This is a genomic window from Kitasatospora sp. NPDC092948, from assembly GCF_044754805.1.
Classification (GTDB): Bacteria; Actinomycetota; Actinomycetes; order Streptomycetales; family Streptomycetaceae; genus Kitasatospora.
The window spans coordinates 332,050-354,336 of sequence record NZ_JBIVPU010000005.1; the positions used below are offsets into that span (position 1 = coordinate 332,050).

Genomic DNA, 22,287 nt, shown 5'->3' on the forward strand with positions numbered 1-22,287 from the left:
CGCGCTCACGCCCCGGTGAGCGGGCCGTAGGCGTCCGGCCGGCGGTCCCGGTAGAACGCCCACTGCTGCCGGACCTGCTCGATCCGGTCGAGGTCGAGGTCCCGGACGACGAGTTCCTCGTGCTTGTCGGAGGCGACCTCGCCGACGAACTGGCCGCGCGGGTCGACGAAGTAGCTGGTGCCGTAGAAGTCGTTGTCGCCGTACTCCTCGACGCCGACCCGGTTGATCGCCGCCACGAAGTACTCGTTCGCGACGGCCGCGGCGGGCTGCTCCAGCTGCCACAGGTACGCCGACAGGCCGCGGCTGGTCGCCGACGGGTTGTAGACGATCTCCGCGCCCGCGAGGCCGAGCGCCCGCCAGCCCTCCGGGAAGTGCCGGTCGTAGCAGATGTTCACGCCGACCTTTCCGACTGCGGTGTCGAACACCGGCCAGCCGAGATTTCCGGGCTTGAAGTAGTACTTTTCCCAGAATCCGTGCACCTGCGGGATGTGGTGCTTGCGGTACTTCCCGAGAAAGCTGCCGTCGGCGTCGATCACGGCGGCGGTGTTGTAGTAGACCCCGGCCTGCTCGATCTCGTAGACGGGCACCACCATCACCATCCCGAGCTCGCGCGCCAGCGCGCACATCCGCTGCACGGTCGGACCGTCCGGCACCGGCTCGGCCCACCCGTAGTGCTCGGGTTCCTGCACCTGGCAGAAGTACGGGGCGTTGAACACCTCCTGGAACCCGATGATCTTCGCTCCCTGCGCGGCGGCGTCCCGCGCGGCCTGCTCGTGCGCCGCGATCATCGATTCCTTGTCGCCCGTCCACGCGGTCTGGAACAGGGCAGCCCTGACGACACGACTCATGGTCGTACTCCTCGCTCGAAGGCCCGGCGGAAGAGGAACCGTAGATCGTCGAGACTAGGAGGTGCAGCCGAAATGCCGGTGTGCCACGCGGAAGACGAGAGAAAGTCAGCATAGGGACGATTTAGGGATCGTACGTTTTACGGTGCCGGAACCGTCCTGCCGTCCACTCCGCCTCACCCGCTCCGCCCGTCCTCCCCGAGCCGACGGTGCCACCACGGCCGGGTCGGGTCCGCGAACGCGTCCGGGAGCGTACGGCGGCGGTACTCGGCGTCCAACGGGCGCAGCAGCCCGGCCAGCGCGGCCCGGGAGCGGCCGGGCAGGAACCACAGCGCCTCGCCCAGCACGTCCCTCGCGTGCCGGACGTCGTCGATGGCACATCTCGGGGCCGGGCACATGGACTCCCGCGGATACAGCGGCCGCCCGCCGAACGGGTGCAGGAACGCCCGGTAGCGCCGCAGCGCGAGCGCGGTGGAACCGGGGTACAGGACGAAGCTCGGCGCTTCGCGCTCGATCCGGTACACGTCCAGGCATGCGGCGGCGGACAGCCCCCGGACCCGGGCCGGCGGCGACGCCGGAACGCAGGACGCAACAGTGGCGCGCAGGGCGCCCGGCCGATTACGCGGCATCGGCCTTTCGACAGCTGATCATGCCCGCACTCTGCCAGACCGAGTGCCGTGCTGTCACCGGGTTTTCCTCGGCAGCCGGATTGACCGGAGTGAGCGCTCACTCCGATACTGACGCCCATGACCGACACCCCCACCGAACCGCGGCGCCGGGCGCCGTCCATGGACGCCGAGCGGCGCCGCGAAATGATTGTCCGGGCCGCACTGCCGCTGGTCGTCGAGTACGGCGGCGCGGTGACCACCCGTCAGATCGCCCGGGCCGCCGGGATCGGCGAAGGGACGGTGTTCCGGGTCTTCGCCGACAAGGACGCCGTGCTGGACGCCTGCGTCGCCGAGGCGCTGCGCCCCGAGCCCGCGCTCGACGAACTCGCCGCGATCCCGCTGACGCTGCCGCTCCCCGACCGGCTGGTCGAGGCCGCCGCCGCGCTGCGCGCCCACCTGGACCGGCTGGGGGCGCTGCTCGGCGCGCTGTACGCCACCAACGGCCGGGCCCGCACCCGCACCGGCCCCGCGCCCGACCGGGCGGCCGGCACCCTGCCGGTCCGCCGGGCACTGGCCGAACTCGTCGAGCCGGAAAGGGAGTTGCTTCGCCTCTCCCCCGACCGCCTGGCCGCCCTCTTCCTCGGCCTGCTGTTCAGCGCCGACGCCCCGGACCCGGCCGAGCTGGTCGACGTCCTCCTGCACGGCGCGCTCACGGAGGGCCGCCCGTGACCATCGCCCTGAACCACACCGTCGTCCCGGCCGTCGACCACCAGGCCGCCGCGCGCTTCTTCGCCGCCGTGATGGGCCTCGAATACACCGGCCCCGACCGGCACTTCGCGCCCGTTCGGGTCAACTCCGGCCTCACCCTGGACTTCCTGACCGTCCCCGACCCGGCCGGCCACCACCTCGCGTTCGACGTCGACCCGGCCACCTTCGACGGCATCCTCGCCCGCCTGCGCGCCACCGGCACCCCGTACGGCAACGACCCGTCCACGCCCGACAACGGCCGGACCGACCACCCGCTGTGCGCCCGCGGCCTCTACTTCACCGACCCGACCGGAAACCTCTTCGAGGTGATGTCCCCGGCCTGATCCCAACTCAACTGCCGCCCTCCCCGAGGATGTTGACGGCCCGGGCGGTGGCAGCTCCGATGGCGCGGCTGATCGCGGCGTCGTCGGAGCCGAGCGGGGAGCGGGTGAAAACCGCGGCGGCGTACTGGCGGCCGTCTGGGAAGGACACCACGCCGATCTCGTTGCGGACCACGCCCAGCAGACTGCCACTCTTGGCCGCGACGCGCACCGGCGGCCGGAATCCGCTGCCGATCCGGTGCCGGGTCAGCTGGTTCGCCATCACGGCCCGCACCCGCGCGCACGCGGCGGCCGGCGCCGCCCGGTCGGTCCAGATCAGGCGCAGCAGCGCGGCCATGTCGCGCGGGGTGGTCCTGGTCGCCCGCGCCGGGTCCATGGCGCGGACGGTCGGCAACTGCCCGTCGGCCCGCGCGACTTCGTCCGCCGGAGCACCGGCCGCCCAGCTCTGCAGGTCCGCCCAGTCGGCGCGGCCCAGGTCCACGCCGATGGAGTCGAGCATGGCCCGCAGGTCGGACTCGACCGCGCTGCCGGACAGGCCGAGGCGCGCCGCGGTCGCGTTCACCGCGTCGACGCCGACCCGGCCGAGCAGCACGTCGGTCGCCGGGTTGTCGCTGATCGTCAGCATCAGCACGACCAGGTCCCGCAGCGAGAGCACCGCCTCGTCCTCGAACAGCGACAGCCCCACCGGCCCGACCGTCCGCTCGGCCGCCCCCAGCGTCACCCGCTCCCGCCCATCCAACCGGCCGTCCAGGAACGCGGTCTCCGCCTCCAGCGCGATCTGCACCTTGAACACCGACGCCGACACCATCGCCCGGTCCGCATCCACCGCGACCTCGCCGTCCCCGTCCACCTCCCGGACGCACAACGCGCCCTCGCAGCCCGCCTGTTCGAAGATCTCCCGGATTTCGCTCGTCATGCCGCCGATTCTGTCAGCCCCGCGGAACAGCCGTCCTCCCCACGACGGACGACCAGGGGTGGCTGCTTCCGGGTGAACGGCCGTGGCGTCCGTGCGCGCCGGAGGCGTGGCGGGGGGAGCCGGCGGGTGAGGATGCGGGCGTCGTCCGCCGCTCCGGCGGCGCGGTCGAACGTACAGAGAGGTGCCCATGTCCGTCGAGGAGAACAAGAGCCTGGTCCGCCGGTTCTACCGGGAGATCGATGCGGGCAACCTGGAGGCCATGGACGAGCTGGTCTCCCCGGACTACGTGGACCACTCACCACCGCCGTTCCCGGGGCTCGCGCCCGGCCGCGAGGGGCTGAAGCAGGCGTTCCGCCTGTTCTGGGAGGCCACCCCCGGCGTGCACGAGATCGAGGACCAGATCGCGGAGGGCGACAAGGTCGTGACCCGGCTGACCGGACGCGGAACGTGCGTGGGCGACCTGCCGGGCATCCCGGCGACGAACCGGCCCATCACCATGACGGCGACGGTGGTTCACCGCATCGAGAACGGGAAGCTCGCCGAGAAGTGGTCGGACAAGGACATCCTCGGCTTCCTCCAGCAACTCGACGTGATCCCGCCGCTCGGCGGGCCGGCCGAATAGGCTCCGCCGCGAACGGCGCGAACGGCGCGAACGGCGCGGACAGCGCGGACAGCGCGGACAGCGCGGACAGCGCGAACGATGCGAACGATGCGAACGGCGTGCACCGGGTCGATGGACTTCACCGGCTCCCTGGACGAGCAGGTGCCGCGCGTCACGGGTGCGCGCCGCCGGGGCGCACCGGCAGGCCGTCAGGCGAGCGGCGGGAGCAGGCGGTCGAGGGCGCGGCGGGTGCGGGTGGCGGCGAGGGGGTCGCGCAGGAGCTGGAGGGACTGGTTGAGGGCCAGGTAGATGCCCGTCAGCTCGTGGACGATCTGCTCGGGGTCGGTGTCGGCGGGCAGCTGGCCGGCCTCGGTCGCGAGACGGACCTCGCCGGCCAGACGGCGGCGCCAGACCAGGAGCAGGCGGGCCACGTTCTTGCGGACCGGCCCGTCGTGGGCGTCGAACTCGACGGCGGCGGTGGTGAACAGACAGCCGCCGGGGAACACCTCGCGGGCGTGCTCCAGGTACGCGATCCAGCTCTCGCAGACGGCGCGCAGCCGGGGCAGGCCGGGTTCGGCGTGCGCGGCCGGGTCCCAGACGAGGGTGGTGAAGAGCGCGGACGCCCGTTCCAGGGTGGCGAGTTGGAGGGCCTCCTTGGTACCGAAGTGGCCCAGCACGCCGGCCTTGGAGAGGCCGAGGTCGGTGGCCAGCCGCCCGATGGTGAGACCTTCCAGGCCGTCCACGGAAGCCAGCGCCACGCTCCGGTCGATGATCCGGGCCCGGGTGCGGCGGGCCTCGGCCACGGTACTGCGCGGGCTCATCGGTCCTCCTCCGCCACCCTGTCCGGTCGGGCCCGCCGGTCGACGGCCCTGGCCGCGAATCCTACGTGGTGACGGGCCCGACCTGCGGCGGGGACCTGGGCCTACCGTCCTGCGGCGAGCCCGGGCAGCGGCTGGACGGGCAGGTAGTCCTGGGTGTCGAAGTCGATGACGACCGGCTTCGGCTCGGAGGCCACCGCGGCCCGGACCCGGAACATGGTGCCGTCCGGGTCGATCCAGTAGCGCACCGTGTCCGAGGTGCCGGTCCTGCCCTGCGCGTCCGGTCCGGTCATGACGTCCGTCTCGTGGCCGCGCAGCTTCGCGTGCTCGATCCACCTGGCCCCGTTCTGCCCCAGCAGCATCGCGTTCTCCGGCCGGTCGCTGCCCAGGCCCAGCGCCATGGCCAGCGAGGTGTCCAGCGCACTGCCGGACGCCTGCAACGGACGGGCCGACCACCCGGACGCGGGCGGCGTCGCCGGGGCGGCCGCCGGGGCGTCGGACATCGGGCGGACGAGGACGGTGGCGGCCGTCCACTGGATCAGCCCGTCACTGGACGCGTCACGGCCGCTGCCGTGCACCACCCCGTAGCCGGTCTTCGTCCGGTAGTCGACGGAGCCGGTCACCACCAGCCCGCCGGCGGTACCGGGCACCGTGATCGTCACGGCCCGCCCGCCGGCGTCGTAGTTGCGGAACCGCGCGAGCGCCAGCCGACCCGCCTCGTCGGAGGTCAGCTCCCGCGGACCGGCCGGCCCGTCGCCGTTCCCGACCAGGACGAAGGCGGCGGCCGCGGCCGCCAGCACACCGAGCAGGGCGACTGCCGTCCAGCGCGCCCGCACCCGCGACTTCGACGCGCCGCCCCGGCCGGTCGGGCGGGCCGGACGTTCCCGCTCTGTTCTGATGCTCAGCACGCGGCGGGATGCTAACAGAACTCCCCTGCGGCCACCAGAATGTGACGTTCCGCTTACCTGAATTCACATCAACTTCCGTACCGTTGCGTGAGATTGTCGACCGGCCCGCAGGAAGGAACGCCGCCGCACCGGAGCATCACGCCGACGCCCCGCCCGACCCGGATCGAACTGCCGGACTGCGACCGCCCGACGCCGCGACCACCGGCACCACAACCCCGGGCGCGCACCCGCCGACCACCGGGCCGCCCGGCATCGGGTACCCGCACGTCGCCGCCCGCCGCCCCGCCGGGTGCCCCTCCCGGGCCCGACCCGCCACCGACGGGCCGGATGCATCCAGGGCCGAGATGATCGGACGTGGGTGCCCGCCGGGTGCCCGGAAGCGGATGCGGTGGCTGCGAGGAGGCCTCTGATGGCGCAGGTGTCGACCCCGGCGATCCGGGCCGTGCCGAACGCGACGCCCGAGGAGCGGGCGGCGCTCGGGCGGGAGGCCCGGCGGCGGGCGCCGCGGTCGAGCCATGCGGAGTTCCGGGCGGCGGAGAACCGGCCGGACCCGTTGGCGATCCTGGAGGCGCAGTCGGCGGACCGGGTGCCGGAGCTGGTGCCGATCCGGTACGGCCGGATGACGGAGTCGCCGTTCCGGTTCTACCGGGGCGCCGCCGCGATCATGGCGTCGGACCTGGCCGGCTCGCCCGACTCCGGCATCCGGGCGCAGCTGTGCGGCGACGCGCACATGCTGAACTTCCGGCTGTTGGCCTCGCCGGAGCGCAACCTGCTGTTCGACATCAACGACTTCGACGAGACGCTTCCCGGCCCCTGGGAGTGGGACGTCAAGCGGTTGGCGGCCAGCCTGGTGATCGCCGGGCGGGCCAACGACTTCGACGACCGGGTGCGGGCCCGCATCGTGCGGGCCACCGTCCGTTCCTACCGGGAGTCGATGACCCGCTTCGCCGGCCTGCACAACCTCGACGTCTGGTACACCAAGGTGGATGCCGACCGGCTGCGGGGCCTCGCCACCGGGCGGCTCCACAAGCACGGCCGGAAGGTGCTGGAGCGCGAGCTGACGACGGCCCGTACCCGCGACAACCTCCAGGTCTTCGGCAAGCTCACCCGGGTGGTCGACGGCGTGGCGCGGATCGCCCCCGATCCGCCGCTGCTGGTGCCCATCGGCGAACTGCTGCCGGACGTGCAGCGCACCGCGCTGGAGCGGGAGTTCACGGGCCTGGTCGAACGCTACGGCCGCACTCTGCCCTCCGACCGGCGCACTCTGCTGGCCGACTACCGGCTGGTGGACGTGGCCCGCAAGGTGGTCGGCGTCGGCAGTGTCGGCACCCGCTGCTGGATCTTCCTGCTGCTCGGCCGGGACGGCCGGGACCCGCTGTTCCTCCAGGCCAAGGAGGCCGGCCCGTCCGTCCTGGCCGCGCACCTCGGCGCCGGCGAGTACCGCAACCAGGGCGAGCGGGTGGTCTCCGGTCAACGGCTGATGCAGGCGGCCGGCGACATCTTCCTCGGCTGGGAGCGGGCGCTGGGCCTGGACGGCGAGCACCGCGACTTCTACGTCCGCCAACTGCGCGACTGGAAGGGCATCGTGGTCGCCGAGGACCTGCTGCCGTCCGGCATGGAGGCCTTCGGCGAGGTCTGCGGCTTCACCCTGGCCCGCGCGCACGCCCGCTCCGGCGACCGGATCGCCATCGCCGCCTACCTGGGCAAGGGCGACGTGTTCGACCGCGCCCTGGTGTCGTTCGCCGAGGCGTACGCCGACCGCAACGAGCGCGATCACCGCGCCCTGGTCGACGCCGTCCGCGCCGGCCGGCTGCCGGCCGGGGACCCGGCCGCGGGCTGACGCCGCTTCGCGGAGGTCACTCGTAGCTGCGGGCGGCGCCGAGCTGCCGGGCGACCGACGCCCAGGTCACCGGTTCGACGGGCGTGACGCCGGGAAGCGCCTGCGGCCACTCCCGGGAGGGCTCCAGCCAGGCCTCCCAGGCCTCCAGGAACTGAGCCGACGAGCCGCTCGCCCAGCCTTCGCCGTGCTCGGCCCACAGGCCGCGGGCCAGGCGGTCCGCCGTCCGGTCGCGGTCCCGGGCGAAGTCGGCGGCCAGCGCGCGCAGCAGCGCCCGCAGTTCGCCCGAGGTGGCCGCATCCGGCTCGTCGCCCAGCGGTGCGGGCTCGGCGCGCCCGGCCGGCGGCGCGGCGAGCGCGCCGAGCAGTTGGTCGGCCAGGCCGTGCCAGCCGGGCTCGGGGGCCCGGTCCGGGAGGGCGGCGGCCCAGCGGAGCAGTACGTCGTCCAGGTCGGGAGCGGCGGGCCCCAGCTCCGCGCAGTGCCGGGAGAGGCGGGCCAGCAGCGCGCCGAAGTCCGCGGCGGTCTCGACGGTGTTCGCGGGCAGCGGGTTGGTCACCGCGCGAGGCTAGGGCGCGGGAAGACGCGCCGTCGAGCCGTTTTTCCTCCGCGCTCGCCCCGTCCCGTCGAACGTCGACGGCGGCGTCCCGCCGAAGGTCGACCGGCCCGGTCGGCGCCCGGGCCCGGCGGGCAGGGTCGACGGGGTCGGTGGAAGCGGAAGGAGCGGGCGACGTGGGCGGCGCGGGCAGCGCGGGCAGCGCGGGCAGCGCGGGCAGCGTGGGAGATCATGCGCGGATGACCGCTGAACTGATCACCTGGCTGCACGAGCAGATCGACGCCGACGAGGCGGCAGCCGCCGCCCGTCCCGGGGCGTGGCTCCCCGAAGGGCTCACCCCCGACAACCCGCTCGCCGCGCTCTACTCGCCGGCCCGCACCACCGCCATGCGCCGCGACCTGCTCGCCGCCTGGCGCGACCCGGACCAGGCCGGCCCCGAGGACCGCGACAGCCACGGCGTCGACTGGTCGGTGCGGGTCCTCGCGGCGACCGTCTACTCCGATCGCCCGGGATACCGCGAGGAGTGGGCCCCTGCCGACGGCGGGCAGGCGTGACGCCGTCTCCGCCGCCGGGCGGACCGGGGGGACCGGGCGGACCGGGCGCCGACCGAGGCGGTCGGAGGTCGGCGAGACGCCGTCGGAGTCCGCCGGGACGGGTGGGCAGTTCCGTCCGACGGCGGGCGACGCCGACGGCGGACAGTGTTTAGCTTCCGACCGATCGGTTGCTATATTCCAGGCCGTTGCCCCGGCACGCCGCCGGTGGCCGTTGTCGGAAGGGAACTGCCATGCCCGGAGTCCGTATCGCCGGTCTCGGCCACCACCAGCCCAGCCGGGTGCTGACCAACGACGAGTTGGCGACCATGGTGGACACCAATGACGAGTGGATCCGGCGGCGGACGGGCATCGCCACCCGCCGGATCGCCGCGCCGGAGGAGTCGGTGGCGGACCTCGCCGCGGTGGCCGCCGCGAAGGCGCTGGCGGCGTCCGGGCTGGACCCGGCGGAGATCGGGCAGGTCACGGTGGCGACCTGTAGCGCGATGGACCGTTGCCCGTCGATCGCGGCGCAGGTCGCGGGCCGCCTCGGCATCCCGTCCGCCGTCGCGTTCGACGTGAACAACGGCTGCGCGGGCTTCTGCACCTCGCTCTCGCTGGCCGACCACTCGCTGCGCGCGGGCGCGGCCCGGCACGCGCTGGTGATCGGCGCGGAGAAGATGTCGGACGTCACCGACTGGACGGACCGCCGCAGCTGCATCCTGCTGGGCGACGGCGCGGGCGCGGCGGTGCTGTCGGCGACCGACGGCGAGGGCGCCGGCGTCGGCCCGGTGGTGTGGGGGTCGGACCCGTCGCGGGCGAGCGCGGTGCGGCTGCTGGGCGACTGGCACCCGCGGTTCGAGCAGGACGGGCAGGCGGTGTTCCGCTGGGCGACCACGGAGCTGCCGGCGCTGGCCGAGCAGGCGTGCCGGGCGGCGGGTCTGAGCCCGGCGGAACTGGACGGCGTGGTGACGCACCAGGCGAACCTGCGGATCATCGAGTCGCTGGTGCACAAGCTCGGCCTGTCCGAGGACGCGGTGATCGCCCGGGACGTGGTGGATTCCGGCAACACCTCGGCGGCGTCCGTCCCGATGGCGCTGGCGAAGCTCGTGGAACGCGGCGAACTGCGTTCCGGCGCCCGGGTGTTGCTGTTCGCGTTCGGCGGCGGCCTGTCCTGGGCCGGCCAGGTCGTCAGCTGTCCCTGAGGCCCCGTCGCGCCGCTGCCCGGCGGACCGTGCGGGCCCGAGCTTTGCCCATGGTCATGCCGGGCGGGCAAGATAGCGGGGTGACCCTCCTGGACCTGATGCCGAAACCCGCCACGCCCGACTCGCTGTTCGAGACCTTCGCCGAGTGGGCGTCGGAGCGCGGCATCACCCTCTACCCCGCGCAGGAGGAGGCGCTGATCGAGCTGGTCTCCGGGAACAACGTGATCCTGGCGACGCCGACCGGCTCCGGAAAGTCCCTGGTCGCGGCGGGTGCGCACTTCGCCGCGCTGGCCGAGGGCAAGCGGACGTTCTACACCGCGCCGATCAAGGCGCTGGTGTCGGAGAAGTTCTTCGACCTGTGCAAGATCTTCGGCACCGAGCAGGTCGGCATGATGACCGGCGACGCCTCGGTGAACCCGACCGCGCCGATCATCTGCTGCACCGCCGAGGTGCTGGCGCAGATCGCGCTGCACGACGGCCCGCGCGCCGACATCGGCCAGGTCGTGATGGACGAGTTCCACTTCTACGCGGAGCCGGACCGCGGCTGGGCCTGGCAGATCCCGCTGCTCGAACTCCCGCAGGCGCAGTTCCTGCTGATGTCGGCGACCCTCGGCGACGTCCGCCGCTTCGAGGAGGACCTGACCCGCCGCACCGGCCGCCCGACCACCGTGGTCCGTTCGGCGACCCGCCCGGTCCCGCTGTTCTACGAGTACCGGCGCACCAGCCTGCACGACACGCTGGAGGAGCTGCTGAACACCGGTCAGGCGCCGGTGTACGTCGTGCACTTCACGCAGAAGGAGGCGGTGGAGCGGGCGCAGTCGCTGATGAGCATCAACATGTGCTCGAAGCAGGAGAAGGACGCCATCGCCGCCCTGATCGGCAACTTCCGTTTCACCACCAAGTTCGGCCGCAACCTGTCCCGTTACGTGCGGCACGGCATCGGCGTGCACCACGCCGGCATGCTGCCGAAGTACCGCCGCCTGGTGGAGCGCCTGGCGCAGGCCGGCCTGCTGAAGGTGATCTGCGGCACCGACACGCTCGGCGTCGGCGTCAACGTGCCGATCCGCACGGTGCTGTTCACCGCGCTGTCCAAGTACGACGGCCAGCGGGTGCGGATCCTGCGGGCCCGCGAGTTCCACCAGATCGCCGGACGCGCGGGCCGCGCCGGGTTCGACACCGTCGGCCAGGTGGTGGCGCAGGCGCCGGAGCACGTGGTGGAGAACGACCGGGCGCTGGCGAAGGCCGGCGACGACCCGAAGAAGCGCAAGAAGGTCGTCCGCAAGAAGGCCCCCGACGGGTTCGTCTCGTGGACCGAGGAGACCTTCGAGCGGCTGATCGGGGCCGACCCGGAGCCGCTGGTGTCCCGCTTCAAGGTCAGCCACGCCATGCTGCTGTCCGTCATCGGCCGCCCGGGCAACGCGTTCGAGGCGATGCGCAAGCTGCTCACCGACAACCACGAGGACCGCCCGGCGCAGCGCCGCCACATCCGGACCGCGATCGCCATCTACCGCTCGCTGCTGGAGGGCGGCGTGGTGGAGCAGCTGGACGAGCCGGACTCCGAGGGCCGCACGGTGCGCCTGACCCTGGACCTCCAGGAGAACTTCGCGCTGAACCAGCCGCTGTCCACCTTCGCGCTGGCCGCGTTCGACCTGCTGGACCCGGAGTCGCCGTCGTACGCGATGGACGTGGTCTCGGTCGTCGAGGCGACCCTGGACGACCCGCGACAGATCCTCGCCTCGCAGGAGAACAAGGCGCGCGGCGAGGCCGTGGCGGAGATGAAGCGCGACGGCATCGAGTACGAGGAGCGGATGAACCGGCTCCAGGAGATCACGTACCCGAAGCCGCTGGAGGAGCAGCTCGGCCACGCCTACGACGTGTACCGCCGGGCGCACCCGTGGATCGGCGACCACCCGTTGCAGCCGAAGTCGGTGGTCCGCGACCTGTACGAGCGCGCCATGACGTTCACCGACTACGTGGGCTTCTACGAGCTGGCCCGCACCGAGGGCATCGTGCTGCGCTACCTGGCGGGCGCGTTCAAGGCGCTGGAGCAGACCGTCCCGGACGACATCAAGACCGACGACCTGAAGGACGTCATCGCCTGGCTGGGCGAGCTGGTCCGCCAGGTCGACTCCTCGCTGCTGGACGAGTGGGAGGCGCTGGCCAACCCGACCGAGCCGGAGGCGGGCGAGGTCCGCCTCGACGACAAGCCGGCCCCGGTCACCGCGAACTCCCGGGCGTTCCGGGTGCTGGTCCGCAACGAGCTGTTCCGCCGGGTCGAGCTGTGCGCCCTGGAGCACTACGACTCGCTCGCCGAACTCGACGGCGAGGACGGCTGGGACGCGGACCGCTGGGCGGACGCGATGGACGGCTACTGGGACGAGTACGACGACCTGTTCACCGGCCCGAACGCCCGCGGCCCGAAGATGCTGCTGATCGAGGAGGTCGAGGACGAGGGCCTGTGGCGGGTCCGGCAGATCTTCGACGACCCGAACGGCGACCACGACTGGGGCATCTCCGCCGAGGTCGACCTCTACGGCTCCGACGAGGAGGGCCGCGCGGTCGTCAAGATCACGTCGGTGGGCGCGCACTGACCCGGGGACGACCTCCGGTGGGCCGTGAAGAGATCCACGGCCCACGGCTCACATGGTGTTGACGACCAGCCCGATGTGGGTGAAGTAGTTCAGCCCGCCGAAGAGCAGGAAGGCGAGCCCGGCCAGTCCCCAGACGACCCCGATGGCCGGGCTCAGCCAGGTCCTGGGCCGGCGCAGGGCGAACGGGAACAGCAGCGCGCCGATCCCGACCAGGACGTACAGCGCCGACATGAAGCTCGCCTCCAGCCACGGGTAGTTCGCGAACTCCCCGGAGATCGGCTCCTCGGGCGGGGCGGCGAACAGCGTGTACTTCCAGCCGGCGGCGGCGATCCCGAAGCAGGCCAGGCCCATGCCGAACACGTACAGCGAGATCGGCAGCGCGACCCGGCCGGTCCGCTCGACGCCGTCCTCGCTCAGCAGGTCGTCGCCGCGCTTCCACAGGTAGAACGCGGCGGCGAGCAGGAACACGCCGAAGGCCAGCGCGGGTTCGCCGAAGATGATGTTGTCGAACGGGAAGCCCTGGCCGGCCAGCGGCCAGGTCAGCGTCATGTGCAGGCCGGTGAAGAGGAGGGTGAACCCGAGCGCCGCGAAGGCCAGTGCCCAGCCGTCCGGCGGGGTGCTGCGCGAACGGGTCAGCAGTTGGCGACCCAGGGCCACGACCAGCAGCAGGCCGGCGCCGGCGGCGACGGACATGATCGTGTTGTAGGTGGGCATCTTGGCCCAGTCGATCTTCAGGCCGGATGCCAGGCCGGATGCGGCGAGCGGCAGTGCGTACGGTGTCATGGATCAGGCGTGTACGGCCGCTGCCGCCGGGAAACCGTACGCCGCCCAGGTTCACCCGCCGTCGGGGTCCGCTCGCCCTACCGGCCGCACCCGCCCGGCGGAGCCCGCGGCGGTGCCGACGTTCGCTGCACAGCCGCGCCCGGCACGGCTCAGCTCGGCACGGCTCAGCACGGCTCGGCACGGCTCGGCACGGCTCGGCACGGCTCGGCTCGGCTCGGCTCGGCTCGGCGACCGGATCACGTGGGGCCGGTCGGCCGTTCCCAGGTCAGCCGGATCGTGAAGTTGCCCTCGGCGGCGGTCTTGGCGATCACCGCACCGGCCTCGGCGTTGATCTTGACGCCGAGTTCCACCTGAACGGTGCTCGGCGCGGTCGGCAGCGTGCTGAGCCGCTCCAGCAGCACGGCGGCGGCGCCCCGGACCTGGTCGAAGCTCTCGGCCAGGGTCCGTGTCGCGGTCGCGGCGATCTCGCCGGCCCGCCCCGAGCGACCGCCGGGCGCGGGCTCGTCCACCTCCATCACCACGCCCCCGGCGTCGCCGTGTGCCCCGCCCAGCGGCACTCGCATCAACTCTGTTCCGTCAGCCATCGCACTCCTCCGGTGGGTTGCCCACCGGCCACGGTAGGTCGGTGCGGCCGGGGAGAGCACGAGGCCGGCGTCCGCGTGCGGGTGATCCTTCACCCGCCGGGGCGGGCCAGCCGTTCGGCGATCGTCCGGGCGCACTCGGCGGGCGGGGTGCGGGTGGTGTCCACCTCGAGGTCGTAGTGGACGCCGCGGTGGACCCGGATGGCCTGGTCGGCGGCCATGCCCGGGGTGCGGTCGGGGCGGGCGCGTTCGCGGGCGGCTGCCGCGGCCGGGTCGCAGCGGACTCCGACCCAGAGCACGTCGAGCCCCAACAGGGCGTCCTGCCAGCGCTGTTGGGACCGGGGGCCGGAGAGGAACACGTCGTCGACGATGACCGGCGCGCCCGCCCGGGCGGTGGCGGCGACACCGGCCATCCAGGCGGTCTCCAGGCGGCGGAAGGTGTCGCCGACGGTGACGGCGCCGTTCCCGCCGAGGTCGATGCCGGTGTCCTGCGCCAGCAGCGCGGGTGGCATCGCCGCGATCAGACCGTCGATGGCGAAGATCAGCCAGGGCTCCGGCAGCCGGTCCTGGAGCGAGCGCGCCAGGCTGCTCTTCCCGCTGCTGGAACCGCCGTTGAGCACGATCACCCGAATGGTCACCGGGCCACTGTAGCCACCCCGTTCACCACTGGTGGGCGGCGAAGTCGACCGGCCTGGGAACCAGTCGGGCCGCCTGCTCGACCAGCGCGCTCAGCTGCTCGGCCATCTGCTCGGACGTCAGCCGCTTGCGTTCGCCGTGGCCGGGGAGCACCCACTCGAAGTGCAGCAGCGGCGCGACCCGGGCCAGCGAGGCGGCCTGCTGCTCGATGGAGTACCAGGTGACGTGTTCGGCCACGGCCAGCGCATCGGCGGTGCGCGACCAGTACATGCTGTCGCCGCTGAAGCAGTACCGGTCGTCGGCGAGGTAGAGCACGCTGCCCTCGGTGTGACCCGGCACCGGGAGCGCGACGACGCCGTCGCCGACCTCGGCGGGTTCGAGGCCGCGCAGCACCCGGTCGGCCTCCGGCGCGAACGCCAAGTCGCCTTCGTGGATCCACAGTCGGGCGTGCAGGCGGTCCGCCCAGCGGCGGCCGTGCGCGGCGTGGTCCCGGTGCGTCAGCAGGACGTCCGTCACCCGTCCGACCGCCTCGTAGCGGGTGGCCAGCGACTCCGCCCAGCGCGGCGTGTCGATCATCATCACGGTGCCGTCGGGCCGCCGCAGCAGGTAGGAGTTGGCGCCGGCGGTCCGCCCCGAATTGTGCCCGCAGAGCAGGACGTTCTCGTCGATCGCCAGCGGGAACGGGTCGGCCGCCACGTCCAGCGGGCCCGAGTGGCGGCGGATCGAGCGGGTGTGGCAGGCGAACGCGGCGGCGTTCACCTGCGCCAACTCGGCGGCGTCGCGCGGCTGGCGCACCATCTCCGAGCCCCGGCCCGCTTGCACGATCAGGTCGGGCGCGAGCTGTCGCGCCACGTCGCACCCGGTGCATCGGTCGTCCACATACCAGTCTTCGCCCATGACAGCTCTCCCCACTGTTCTGATGATTCGTCAACGAGCCAGAGCGGCCCGGCACTTCAAGAATCACCCGAATGGCGGGCAAAGTGGAAGGGCCTCCTGATCTTGCGGTTCCGCGGCGGAGGCTCTCTCGGCCCGGTTGCGCGGGATGCGGCGGGCCCGCGCCGGGGAGGCGGCGGGAGTCAGTAGAGGAAGGGCACCTCCGGCAGCGCCGCGGCGTCGCGCACCACCAGGTCGTCGCCCGCGGAGCGCCCCATCAGCCAGACCAGCAGCGCACTCTGCACCCCGTGGACGGCCGGCACCGGCCGCGCGCCGCCGCCCAGCCGGTACCTCGCGCCGCCGCCCAGCCGGTACCTCGCGCCGGTGTCGGTGGCGTACAGCGCCATCGCGGGCGTCTCCGCGCGTGCGCCGAGCGACGCCACCACCCGGCCGAGCATCGTGTCGACGAAGTCGGCCGGCAACCGGGCCGGCGTCCACCCCGCGTCCAGATCGACGTGGTGGAGCAGGACTTCGCACAGCCGGGCGTCCGCCGCGCGGGCGGCGGGGCGTTCCTGGCCGCGGGTCCAGCGGACGGTCCGGTGCCACGCCTCGGGCGGCATCCGCCGGTACTCGGCCTCGAACGCGGCGGCGCTGCCCCGCAGGTCGGCGAGCAGCTCCCCGGCGCTGCGGCCGGCACCCGCCTCGATCTGCGCGTCCCGGGCGGCCAGGCTCGGGTACTCGGGCGTCTCCACTCCGGTCCGGGCCCAGGTCAGCAGATGCCGCCCGCCGTCGGCGTTGCGGGCCAGGTGGGTCAGTACGTGCCCGCGCGACCAGCCCGGCAGCAACGACGGCGCCCGGACGTCGGCTTCGGTGAATCGGGCCGCCGTCCGCAGCAGGCTCGCGGTCGCGGCGACGAGCTGCTCCAGGGCCGCCGCGGGGTCGAAATCCGTGGAGTCGGTCATCCCTGCGGTATGCCCGCCGCCCGGCGCCCCGAAGCGATCGGCCGCCCGCGGCGGGCCTCACTGCGGGGCCAGGCCGCCCACCACCAGGTCGACCAGGGAGTCCACGAAGGCCGGGGTGACGGGCTCGCCGAGCAGCAGGTGCCGGGCGAACAGCGGGCTCATCAGCGCCTCGACGGCCGCCCGGGGGTCGGCGTCCGGCCGGGCCTCCCCGCGTTCGGCGGCCCGGCGCACCACGACCTCGGCGCGCTCCAGCCGCTCCGCCCAGTAGGCGTCGCGGCGGCTGCGGGTCTCGGCGGTGGCCGGGGCGATGCTCAGGTGCAGCAGCGCGGGGCCCTCCGGGGTGTCGAGGAACGCGCCCAGGGCAGTGAGGAGTTGACGCAGGTCCTCGCGCAGGCTGCCGGTGTCGGGCAGCGGCAGCGCGTGGTCGGTCCAGTCGGCGAGCGCCTCCCGGAGGAGTCGGTCCCTGGTCCCCCAGTTGCGGTACACGGACGTCTCGTGGACGCCGGCCGCCGCGGCGACGGCGGACACGCTGGCGGCCTCGAGCCCGCCGTCGGCGAGCAGCCGCACCGTCGCGTCGAGCACGGCCCGCCGCATGGCGGCTCCGCGCCGACGCAGCGGGGTGCCGGCCTTCCCGTCGGGCGACGGATCGTTGGCCTTCCCGTCGGGCGACGGGTCGCCGGAGGCCCGCTCCTCGGCATCGGCCGGCTTCTTCGCGGACCCGGTCCGCTTCTCCTTCGACACACCCGAAGCCTAACGCAAGCCTCCTTGCATTGCGCCGGGCCGCGTCGTAGCCTCAGCAATGCAAGTCGCCTTGCGATACCCCCTCGGCAAGGCGCTGCGGCAACGAGGCCGCCGACAGTTCGCCGTCGGCCGGAGAGGATCGACCATGGCCCGGATGCGTGCCGTCCGTCTGCACCTGCCCACCCGCAAGCTGAGCGTCGAGGAGGTGGAGCGCCCCGTCCCCGGCCCCGGCCAGGTGCTGATCAAGGTGGAGGCGGCAGGCGTCTGCCTGTCCGACGTCCACCTGATCGACGGATCGCTCACCCCGCTGTACCTCCCCGGCGAGAGCGTCACCCTCGGGCACGAAGTCGCCGGCACCGTCGCCGAGTTGGGCCCGGAGGCGGGCGCCTGGCAGGTTGGCGACCGGGTCGTCCTGCAGGCCGGCGAGAAGCGCGACGGCATCACCTGGACCCGCGGTGTGGACTACGACGGCGGCTGGGCCGAGTACGCGCTGGCCCGCAAGGACACCCTGATCCGGCTGCCCGAGTCGATCCCGTTCGAGCAGGGCTCGATCATTCCGGACGCGGTCTCCACCCCGTGGGGCGCCATCACCACCACCGGCCGGGTGCGGCCCGCCGAGCCGGTCGGCGTCTGGGGCGTGGGCGGTCTCGGCGCGCACGGCGTCCAGCTGCTGCGGGCGATCGGCGCGAACCCGGTCATCGCCGTCGACCCCTCGTCCGCCGCCCGCGAACGCGCCCTCGCCTTCGGCGCGGATCTGGTCCTGGACTCGGCCGACCCGGAGCTCGCCGCGAAGATCGGCGCCGCGACCGGCGGGGCCGGCCTGGCCGCCGCCTTCGACTTCGCCGGCGTCCCGGCCGTCCGCGAGCAGGCGCTGACCGTCCTCGGCGCGCACGGCCGACTGGTCCTCGTCGGCCTCACCGACCAGCCCCTGACGGTCACCGACAGCGTGCGCTTCTCCTACCTCCAGCAGCAGATCCTCGGCCACTACGGCTCGGAGGAGAACGCCGTCCCCCAGCTCATCGCCCTCGCCGCCGGCGGCCGGCTGGACTTCTCCCGCTCGGTCAGCGACGTCCTCCCGCTCGAACAGGCCGCCGACGCCGTCGAGCGTCTGCACACCAAGCAGGGCAACCCGATCCGTCTGATCCTCAAGCCCTGACCTCTCCCCCACTGCGTCCGGCCCGCCCCGTCTCCACCGGGGCGGGCCGGACCGCTTGCCTTCGAGCGCACTCCAACTCCTACGGTTTCCACCGTTCCCCGCACCGACGGACGACCGACGGAGACCCACCCATGACCACCACCGCCGCCACCGGCGCCACTGCCACCGCACAGCCCGAGGCCACCACCCGCGAGCAGCGCCTGGAGCACGGCCTCGACGTCCTGGGCCGGATCGACGGCGACGCCGGCGAGAACGTGCTCGCCGCCCTGTCCGACGTCTCGCCCGAACTCGCCCACCAGATCGCCGCCTGGGGTTTCGGCGAGATCTACTCCCGCCCCGGACTCGCCCCGCGCGACCGCCAGTTGGTCACCCTCGGCATGCTCACCGCACTCGGCGGCTGCGAGCCCCAGCTCCGGGTCCACCTCGGCGCCGCACTGAACGTCGGCCTGACGCCGCAGGAGATCGTCGAGGCCCTGCTGCACTCCGCCGTCTACTGCGGCTTCCCCCGCGCCCTCAACGCCACCCTCACCGCCAAGCAGGTCTTCGCCGAACGCGGCCTGCTCCCCGTCGCCACGGCCTGAGACCCCGCCGTCTCCCCGGGCCTGCCGACCGGCCTGCCGCGCTCCCGTCCGCACCTCGGCGCGTACGCCCGCTCGGCGCACGGGAATTGCGGCGGCTCCGACGGGCGGCGAGGTTGGGCCCGGGGCACCTCGGCCCCGCAGAGCCCACTCCCAAGGAGAATCCGTGCGACGCCTCGCAACCGTACTCGGCACCCTCGCCGCCGCAAGCACCATGGCCCTCGCCCTGCCCACCGCTGCCCTCGCGGCCAGCGGGACGCTCTACATCGCGCCCAACCAGGCCATCGACAATCCGAGCGGCTGCTACAACGGGCAGATCTTCCCGCTCGTCGTGCGCAACGAGACCAACGAGTACGCCCTCATCTACGACGGCCCGAACTGCACCGGCCAGGTGATCGCGGTCGTTCCTCCCGGCGGCAGCTCGACCCAGGAGTTCGGCGCCAGCGTGTACATCGCCTGAGAACCGGCGCTCCCCGCCCGGCGACGGAATCTCGTTCGCCTCCGGGCGGGTTCGCCATGGATGCTCATGGCATGACACTGCACGAGGACGAATTCCCGACCGACGAGTCCCTGGTCCGCCGCCTGCTCGCGGACCAGCGGCCGGAGTGGGCGCAGTTGCCGGTCCGGGCGGCCGGGTCCGGGACGGACAATCGGATGTTCCGGCTCGGTGACGGGCTGCTGGTGCGGCTGCCGCGGACGGCCGGGACGGCGGATGCGGTGCGCAAGGAGCAGACGTGGCTGCCGCGGCTCGCACCGGAGTTGGCGTGCGGGGTGCCGGAGCCGGTGCACGAGGGGGTGCCGGGGAGCGGGTTCCCGTTCGCATGGTCGGTGTACCGGTGGATCGACGGCGTCGAACCCGGCCCGGATTCGGTGGCCGACTGGGCCGCGTTCGGGACGGAGCTGGCGGCGGCGGTCCGCAGCCTGCACGCCGTCCCGTTGCCGCCCGAGGCCGAGCGAGAAAGTCTCCACTGGTACCGGGGCGGGGAGTTGGCCCCCTGCGACGAATGGGTGGCCGAGCGTTTCGCGCAGGCCCGCGCCCTCCCCGGCCTCGATCTGGACCTCGACCGCCTGCAGGCGATCTGGCACGCGGCGCTCGCCCTGCCCGCCCCCTCCGGGCCCCGGGTGTGGCTGCACGGAGACCTGAAACCGTCCAACCTGCTGGTCCACGACGGCCGGCTGCGCGCGGTGATCGACTTCGGCGGCCTGTCGATCGGCTTCCCGGACGCCGAACACGCCCCGCTGTGGGACTTCCCGCCGGCCGCCCGCCACGCCTTTCGCACCGCCCTGGACGTCAACGAGCTGTCCTGGCAACGGGCTTGCGGCTGGGCCGTGGCCGTGGCGATCAGCGGAGTGCCGTACTACTGGCAGAGCAACCCGGCCTTCGTCGACGAGTGCCTCGCCCGCCTGCGCGCCGTCCTCGACGACCCGGCCGGCCCCTGACCCGCCGGCCGGCCCCGCGGCAAATTTCCCGCGCGGTTCCTCGGGACCGCGTGATAGGCAGAGGAAATGGCTTTCACTCCCTCGTTTTCGACGTTGCTGGACCAGATCGAGGAGCACTCCGCGACGCTCCGCCGCACCGTCGCCACCGCGCCCGATCCGCTGGCCACCGTACCGAGCTGCCCCGACTGGCAACTACCGGACCTGCTCGCCCATCTGACGGTCGTTCACCGATTCTGGACGGCCGCCGTCACCGCCGGTGCGGGCTTTGTCCCGGCCGAGGTGAAGCCGGAGTCCGGCCTGTCGCCCGAGCAGGCGCTGGCCCGCTCCGAGGAGGCAACCGCCGCCATGCTCACGGCACTTCGCAAGGCCGGGCCGCAGCAGCCGTGCTGGACGTGGTGGCCGGGGACCGGCGCGCCGCAGGACGCCGGCGCGGCGGCCCGGCACCAGGTGCAGGAGGCCGCCGTGCACGCCTACGACGCCCAACTGGCCGTCGGCGCGCCGCTGCCCGTCGCCGAGCCGGTCGCGGTCGACGGCATCGACGAGTTCCTCACCCTCTCCTGGGGCACCGCCGGCCCCTGGCCGCATGCACCGGCCCGAGTCCGGCTCCGCACCGACGAGGGGCCGAGCTGGCTCGCCGAGCTCACCTCCGCCGGTGTGCGGCCGATCGCTTCGGACGACAACCCGGTCTCCCTCGAACTGGCCGCCCCGGCCAGTGAGTTGCTCCTCGCCCTGCACCGCCGCCGCCCACCCGCGGCAGTCCGCGCCGGTGGCGACAGCCCGGCACTGCTGGTCGACCTGCTCGCCTGGCCCCGCCTGGGCTGACGGCGCCCCGGTACGGGTCTGCCGCCGGCGTCGCGGCCGGCCCCTCCGGAACAGGTCTACCGCCGGCGCCGCGGCCGGCTCCCCCGGCGGGGGCCGCCCTCGGCGTCGGCTGCGCCGCTCGCCGCGGCGGCGGAGGCCAGGACCAGGAAGCTGCCGAGTACGGCGAACACGGCCGGAACGCCGGTGAAGATCCGCACCTCGGCGCCTCGGCGCCGGTCGTACTCGGCGCGGCTGATCTCGGTGCGCACCAACGTCCGCCCGTGCTCCCCCACTTCACGTTTCATCCAGGAGTAGCCGGAGTCGTCCTTGCGCACCTGGGCGGCATCGCCGCCGGTCGCCAGCCCGACCGCGATCAGGCAGGCCGCGACCGCGTAGCAGAGCCGCACGCTGCGCGGCAGCAGCCACAGGTACCGCAGCAGTTCGGGGCTCCGGCCCCGGCGGAGCAGCGGCACCGACCAGGAACGGGCCAGCGCCGCAATGAAGATCAGCAGGATCGCGCCCAGCGCCGGGGCCCACAGCCACACCGGGGCCGCCCAGCGTAACGGCGGCGCGGTGGCCGCCAGGCAGAGCAGTTCGACGCCGCACAGTATCCACGCGGCCACGAAGTGCGTCCGATGACTGCCTCGCAGAACCTCCATGCCTCACCCCGTTCGCCGTTCCCCCGAATGCCGCGCAGCCTATCCCCGGCGTGTCCCCGCCCGGCACCCTTGCGTGCCTTAACATCCCCATATGGCATGTCGTATAAGCGAGTTGATCCTGGACTGCGCCGACCCCGGGCTGCTCGCGGCGTTCTGGTGCGAGGTCCTCGGCTACGTCGAACTGGGCCGCGAGCCCGACGGCGGGATCGAGATCGGCCCGCCCGGCACCGGCTTCGGCGGCCCGCAGCCCACCTTGATCCTCAGCCCCACCACCGACCCCCGCCCGGCCCGGCTCCCGCTGCACCTCGACGTCAGCCCCACCGACCGCGACCAGGACGCCGAACTGGCCCGCCTGCTCGCCCTCGGCGCAGAGCCCGCCGATGTCGGCCAGACCGGCGAGGAGCCCTGGCACGTCCTGGCCGACCCCGAGGGCAACGTCTTCTGCCTGCTGCGCGCCCGCATCCCGGCCGTCTGACCGCGCCGCCCGGCAGCGCCGCCCGGCCGTGCGCGGCATCGGGCGGCGTCGAACGGCGTCGGGCGCTGCCGGGCGCGGGCTAGCAGGCGAACAGGCGAACAG

General features: G+C 73.5%; 26 protein-coding genes. 13 read left to right on the forward strand and 13 right to left on the reverse strand.

The window, feature by feature from the left end:
• Nucleotides 1–5: 5 nt before the first annotated feature.
• Together ACIQF6_RS18500 and ACIQF6_RS18505 are read right to left on the reverse strand one after the other, a co-directional pair.
• Nucleotides 6–848 (reverse strand): nitrilase-related carbon-nitrogen hydrolase, encoded by an 843-nt coding sequence (locus tag ACIQF6_RS18500; RefSeq protein ID WP_400896102.1) that lies wholly within the window; start codon nt 846–848, stop codon nt 6–8.
• A gap of 173 nt (nt 849–1,021) precedes the next feature.
• Nucleotides 1,022–1,474: a hypothetical protein gene (locus tag ACIQF6_RS18505; RefSeq protein ID WP_400896104.1), complete on the reverse strand. Its 453-nt coding sequence runs from the start codon at nt 1,472–1,474 to the stop codon at nt 1,022–1,024.
• A gap of 117 nt (nt 1,475–1,591) precedes the next feature.
• Between ACIQF6_RS18505 and ACIQF6_RS18510 the strand changes: the two genes are divergently transcribed.
• Nucleotides 1,592–2,182: a TetR/AcrR family transcriptional regulator gene (locus tag ACIQF6_RS18510; RefSeq protein ID WP_400896106.1), complete on the forward strand. Its 591-nt coding sequence runs from the start codon at nt 1,592–1,594 to the stop codon at nt 2,180–2,182.
• Complete coding sequence (locus ACIQF6_RS18515; protein ID WP_400896108.1) at nt 2,179–2,544, forward strand: VOC family protein; 366 nt, start codon at nt 2,179–2,181, stop codon at nt 2,542–2,544. The genes ACIQF6_RS18510 and ACIQF6_RS18515 overlap by 4 nt, the downstream gene beginning before the upstream one ends.
• Before the next feature lie 7 nt (nt 2,545–2,551).
• On the opposite strand, the gene ACIQF6_RS18520 is transcribed toward ACIQF6_RS18515, so the two are convergent.
• Nucleotides 2,552–3,457 (reverse strand): serine hydrolase, encoded by a 906-nt coding sequence (locus ACIQF6_RS18520; protein WP_400896110.1) that lies wholly within the window; start codon nt 3,455–3,457, stop codon nt 2,552–2,554.
• A 187-nt stretch (nt 3,458–3,644) separates the two neighbouring features.
• Between ACIQF6_RS18520 and ACIQF6_RS18525 the strand changes: the two genes are divergently transcribed.
• Nucleotides 3,645–4,079 (forward strand): ester cyclase, encoded by a 435-nt coding sequence (locus ACIQF6_RS18525; RefSeq protein ID WP_400896112.1) that lies wholly within the window; start codon nt 3,645–3,647, stop codon nt 4,077–4,079.
• A 188-nt stretch (nt 4,080–4,267) separates the two neighbouring features.
• On the opposite strand, the gene ACIQF6_RS18530 is transcribed toward ACIQF6_RS18525, so the two are convergent.
• Together ACIQF6_RS18530 and ACIQF6_RS18535 are read right to left on the reverse strand one after the other, a co-directional pair.
• On the reverse strand, nt 4,268–4,879 hold the full coding sequence (locus ACIQF6_RS18530; RefSeq protein ID WP_400896114.1) for a TetR/AcrR family transcriptional regulator: 612 nt from the start codon (nt 4,877–4,879) through the stop codon (nt 4,268–4,270).
• A 101-nt stretch (nt 4,880–4,980) separates the two neighbouring features.
• The gene (locus ACIQF6_RS18535; RefSeq protein WP_400896409.1) at nt 4,981–5,676 is read right to left on the reverse strand and encodes a hypothetical protein; all 696 of its coding nucleotides are present in this window, start codon (nt 5,674–5,676) and stop codon (nt 4,981–4,983) included.
• A 517-nt stretch (nt 5,677–6,193) separates the two neighbouring features.
• Here ACIQF6_RS18535 and ACIQF6_RS18540 point away from each other — a divergent pair.
• Complete coding sequence (locus ACIQF6_RS18540; protein WP_400896116.1) at nt 6,194–7,624, forward strand: DUF2252 domain-containing protein; 1,431 nt, start codon at nt 6,194–6,196, stop codon at nt 7,622–7,624.
• A 16-nt stretch (nt 7,625–7,640) separates the two neighbouring features.
• On the opposite strand, the gene ACIQF6_RS18545 is transcribed toward ACIQF6_RS18540, so the two are convergent.
• Nucleotides 7,641–8,177: a hypothetical protein gene (locus ACIQF6_RS18545; RefSeq protein ID WP_400896118.1), complete on the reverse strand. Its 537-nt coding sequence runs from the start codon at nt 8,175–8,177 to the stop codon at nt 7,641–7,643.
• A 236-nt stretch (nt 8,178–8,413) separates the two neighbouring features.
• On the opposite strand from ACIQF6_RS18545, the gene ACIQF6_RS18550 reads away from it, so the two are divergent.
• From ACIQF6_RS18550 to ACIQF6_RS18560, 3 genes are all read left to right on the forward strand, one after another.
• On the forward strand, nt 8,414–8,728 hold the full coding sequence (locus tag ACIQF6_RS18550) for a DUF6221 family protein (RefSeq protein WP_400896120.1): 315 nt from the start codon (nt 8,414–8,416) through the stop codon (nt 8,726–8,728).
• Nucleotides 8,729–8,958: 230 nt separating this feature from the next.
• On the forward strand, nt 8,959–9,909 hold the full coding sequence (locus ACIQF6_RS18555) for a beta-ketoacyl-ACP synthase III (protein WP_400896122.1): 951 nt from the start codon (nt 8,959–8,961) through the stop codon (nt 9,907–9,909).
• 98 nt (nt 9,910–10,007) lie between these two features.
• Nucleotides 10,008–12,500: a DEAD/DEAH box helicase gene (locus ACIQF6_RS18560; protein ID WP_400896411.1), complete on the forward strand. Its 2,493-nt coding sequence runs from the start codon at nt 10,008–10,010 to the stop codon at nt 12,498–12,500.
• Between the two features lie 48 nt (nt 12,501–12,548).
• Here the strand turns inward: ACIQF6_RS18560 and ACIQF6_RS18565 are convergent, their stop codons facing one another.
• The 6 genes from ACIQF6_RS18565 to ACIQF6_RS18590 form a co-directional block, all read right to left on the reverse strand.
• Nucleotides 12,549–13,283: a DUF981 family protein gene (locus ACIQF6_RS18565; protein WP_400896124.1), complete on the reverse strand. Its 735-nt coding sequence runs from the start codon at nt 13,281–13,283 to the stop codon at nt 12,549–12,551.
• 236 nt (nt 13,284–13,519) lie between these two features.
• The gene (locus ACIQF6_RS18570) at nt 13,520–13,867 is read right to left on the reverse strand and encodes a CU044_2847 family protein (RefSeq protein ID WP_400896126.1); all 348 of its coding nucleotides are present in this window, start codon (nt 13,865–13,867) and stop codon (nt 13,520–13,522) included.
• A gap of 89 nt (nt 13,868–13,956) precedes the next feature.
• Complete coding sequence (gene cpt / locus ACIQF6_RS18575; RefSeq protein ID WP_400896128.1) at nt 13,957–14,502, reverse strand: chloramphenicol phosphotransferase CPT; 546 nt, start codon at nt 14,500–14,502, stop codon at nt 13,957–13,959.
• Between the two features lie 22 nt (nt 14,503–14,524).
• Nucleotides 14,525–15,397 (reverse strand): MBL fold metallo-hydrolase, encoded by an 873-nt coding sequence (locus ACIQF6_RS18580; RefSeq protein ID WP_400896130.1) that lies wholly within the window; start codon nt 15,395–15,397, stop codon nt 14,525–14,527.
• A gap of 179 nt (nt 15,398–15,576) precedes the next feature.
• Nucleotides 15,577–16,335, reverse strand: a complete 759-nt coding sequence (locus ACIQF6_RS18585) for a maleylpyruvate isomerase family mycothiol-dependent enzyme (RefSeq protein ID WP_400896132.1) — start codon at nt 16,333–16,335, stop codon at nt 15,577–15,579.
• Between the two features lie 57 nt (nt 16,336–16,392).
• Nucleotides 16,393–17,076 (reverse strand): TetR-like C-terminal domain-containing protein, encoded by a 684-nt coding sequence (locus ACIQF6_RS18590; protein ID WP_400896134.1) that lies wholly within the window; start codon nt 17,074–17,076, stop codon nt 16,393–16,395.
• Nucleotides 17,077–17,221: 145 nt separating this feature from the next.
• Between ACIQF6_RS18590 and ACIQF6_RS18595 the strand changes: the two genes are divergently transcribed.
• The 5 genes from ACIQF6_RS18595 (at nt 17,222) to ACIQF6_RS18615 (ending at nt 21,072) form a co-directional block, all read left to right on the forward strand.
• Nucleotides 17,222–18,232, forward strand: coding sequence for a zinc-binding dehydrogenase (locus ACIQF6_RS18595; protein WP_400896136.1), 1,011 nt, complete (start codon nt 17,222–17,224; stop codon nt 18,230–18,232).
• 131 nt (nt 18,233–18,363) lie between these two features.
• Complete coding sequence (locus tag ACIQF6_RS18600; RefSeq protein WP_400896139.1) at nt 18,364–18,813, forward strand: carboxymuconolactone decarboxylase family protein; 450 nt, start codon at nt 18,364–18,366, stop codon at nt 18,811–18,813.
• A 163-nt stretch (nt 18,814–18,976) separates the two neighbouring features.
• Entirely contained in the window at nt 18,977–19,270 is a 294-nt protein-coding gene (locus ACIQF6_RS18605; protein WP_400896141.1) for a hypothetical protein, read from the forward strand.
• 71 nt (nt 19,271–19,341) lie between these two features.
• Nucleotides 19,342–20,250 carry an aminoglycoside phosphotransferase family protein gene (locus tag ACIQF6_RS18610; protein ID WP_400896143.1) on the forward strand — a complete coding sequence of 303 codons (909 nt, stop codon included), beginning with the start codon at nt 19,342–19,344 and terminating at the stop codon, nt 20,248–20,250.
• Between the two features lie 66 nt (nt 20,251–20,316).
• On the forward strand, nt 20,317–21,072 hold the full coding sequence (locus tag ACIQF6_RS18615) for a maleylpyruvate isomerase family mycothiol-dependent enzyme (protein WP_400896145.1): 756 nt from the start codon (nt 20,317–20,319) through the stop codon (nt 21,070–21,072).
• Between the two features lie 56 nt (nt 21,073–21,128).
• Here ACIQF6_RS18615 and ACIQF6_RS18620 read toward each other — a convergent pair whose 3' ends face one another.
• A complete protein-coding gene (locus ACIQF6_RS18620) occupies nt 21,129–21,674 on the reverse strand; it encodes a hypothetical protein (RefSeq protein WP_400896147.1) in 546 nt (181 codons plus the stop codon).
• A 127-nt stretch (nt 21,675–21,801) separates the two neighbouring features.
• Between ACIQF6_RS18620 and ACIQF6_RS18625 the strand changes: the two genes are divergently transcribed.
• A complete protein-coding gene (locus ACIQF6_RS18625; protein WP_400896149.1) occupies nt 21,802–22,185 on the forward strand; it encodes a VOC family protein in 384 nt (127 codons plus the stop codon).
• Nucleotides 22,186–22,287 lie beyond the last annotated feature (102 nt).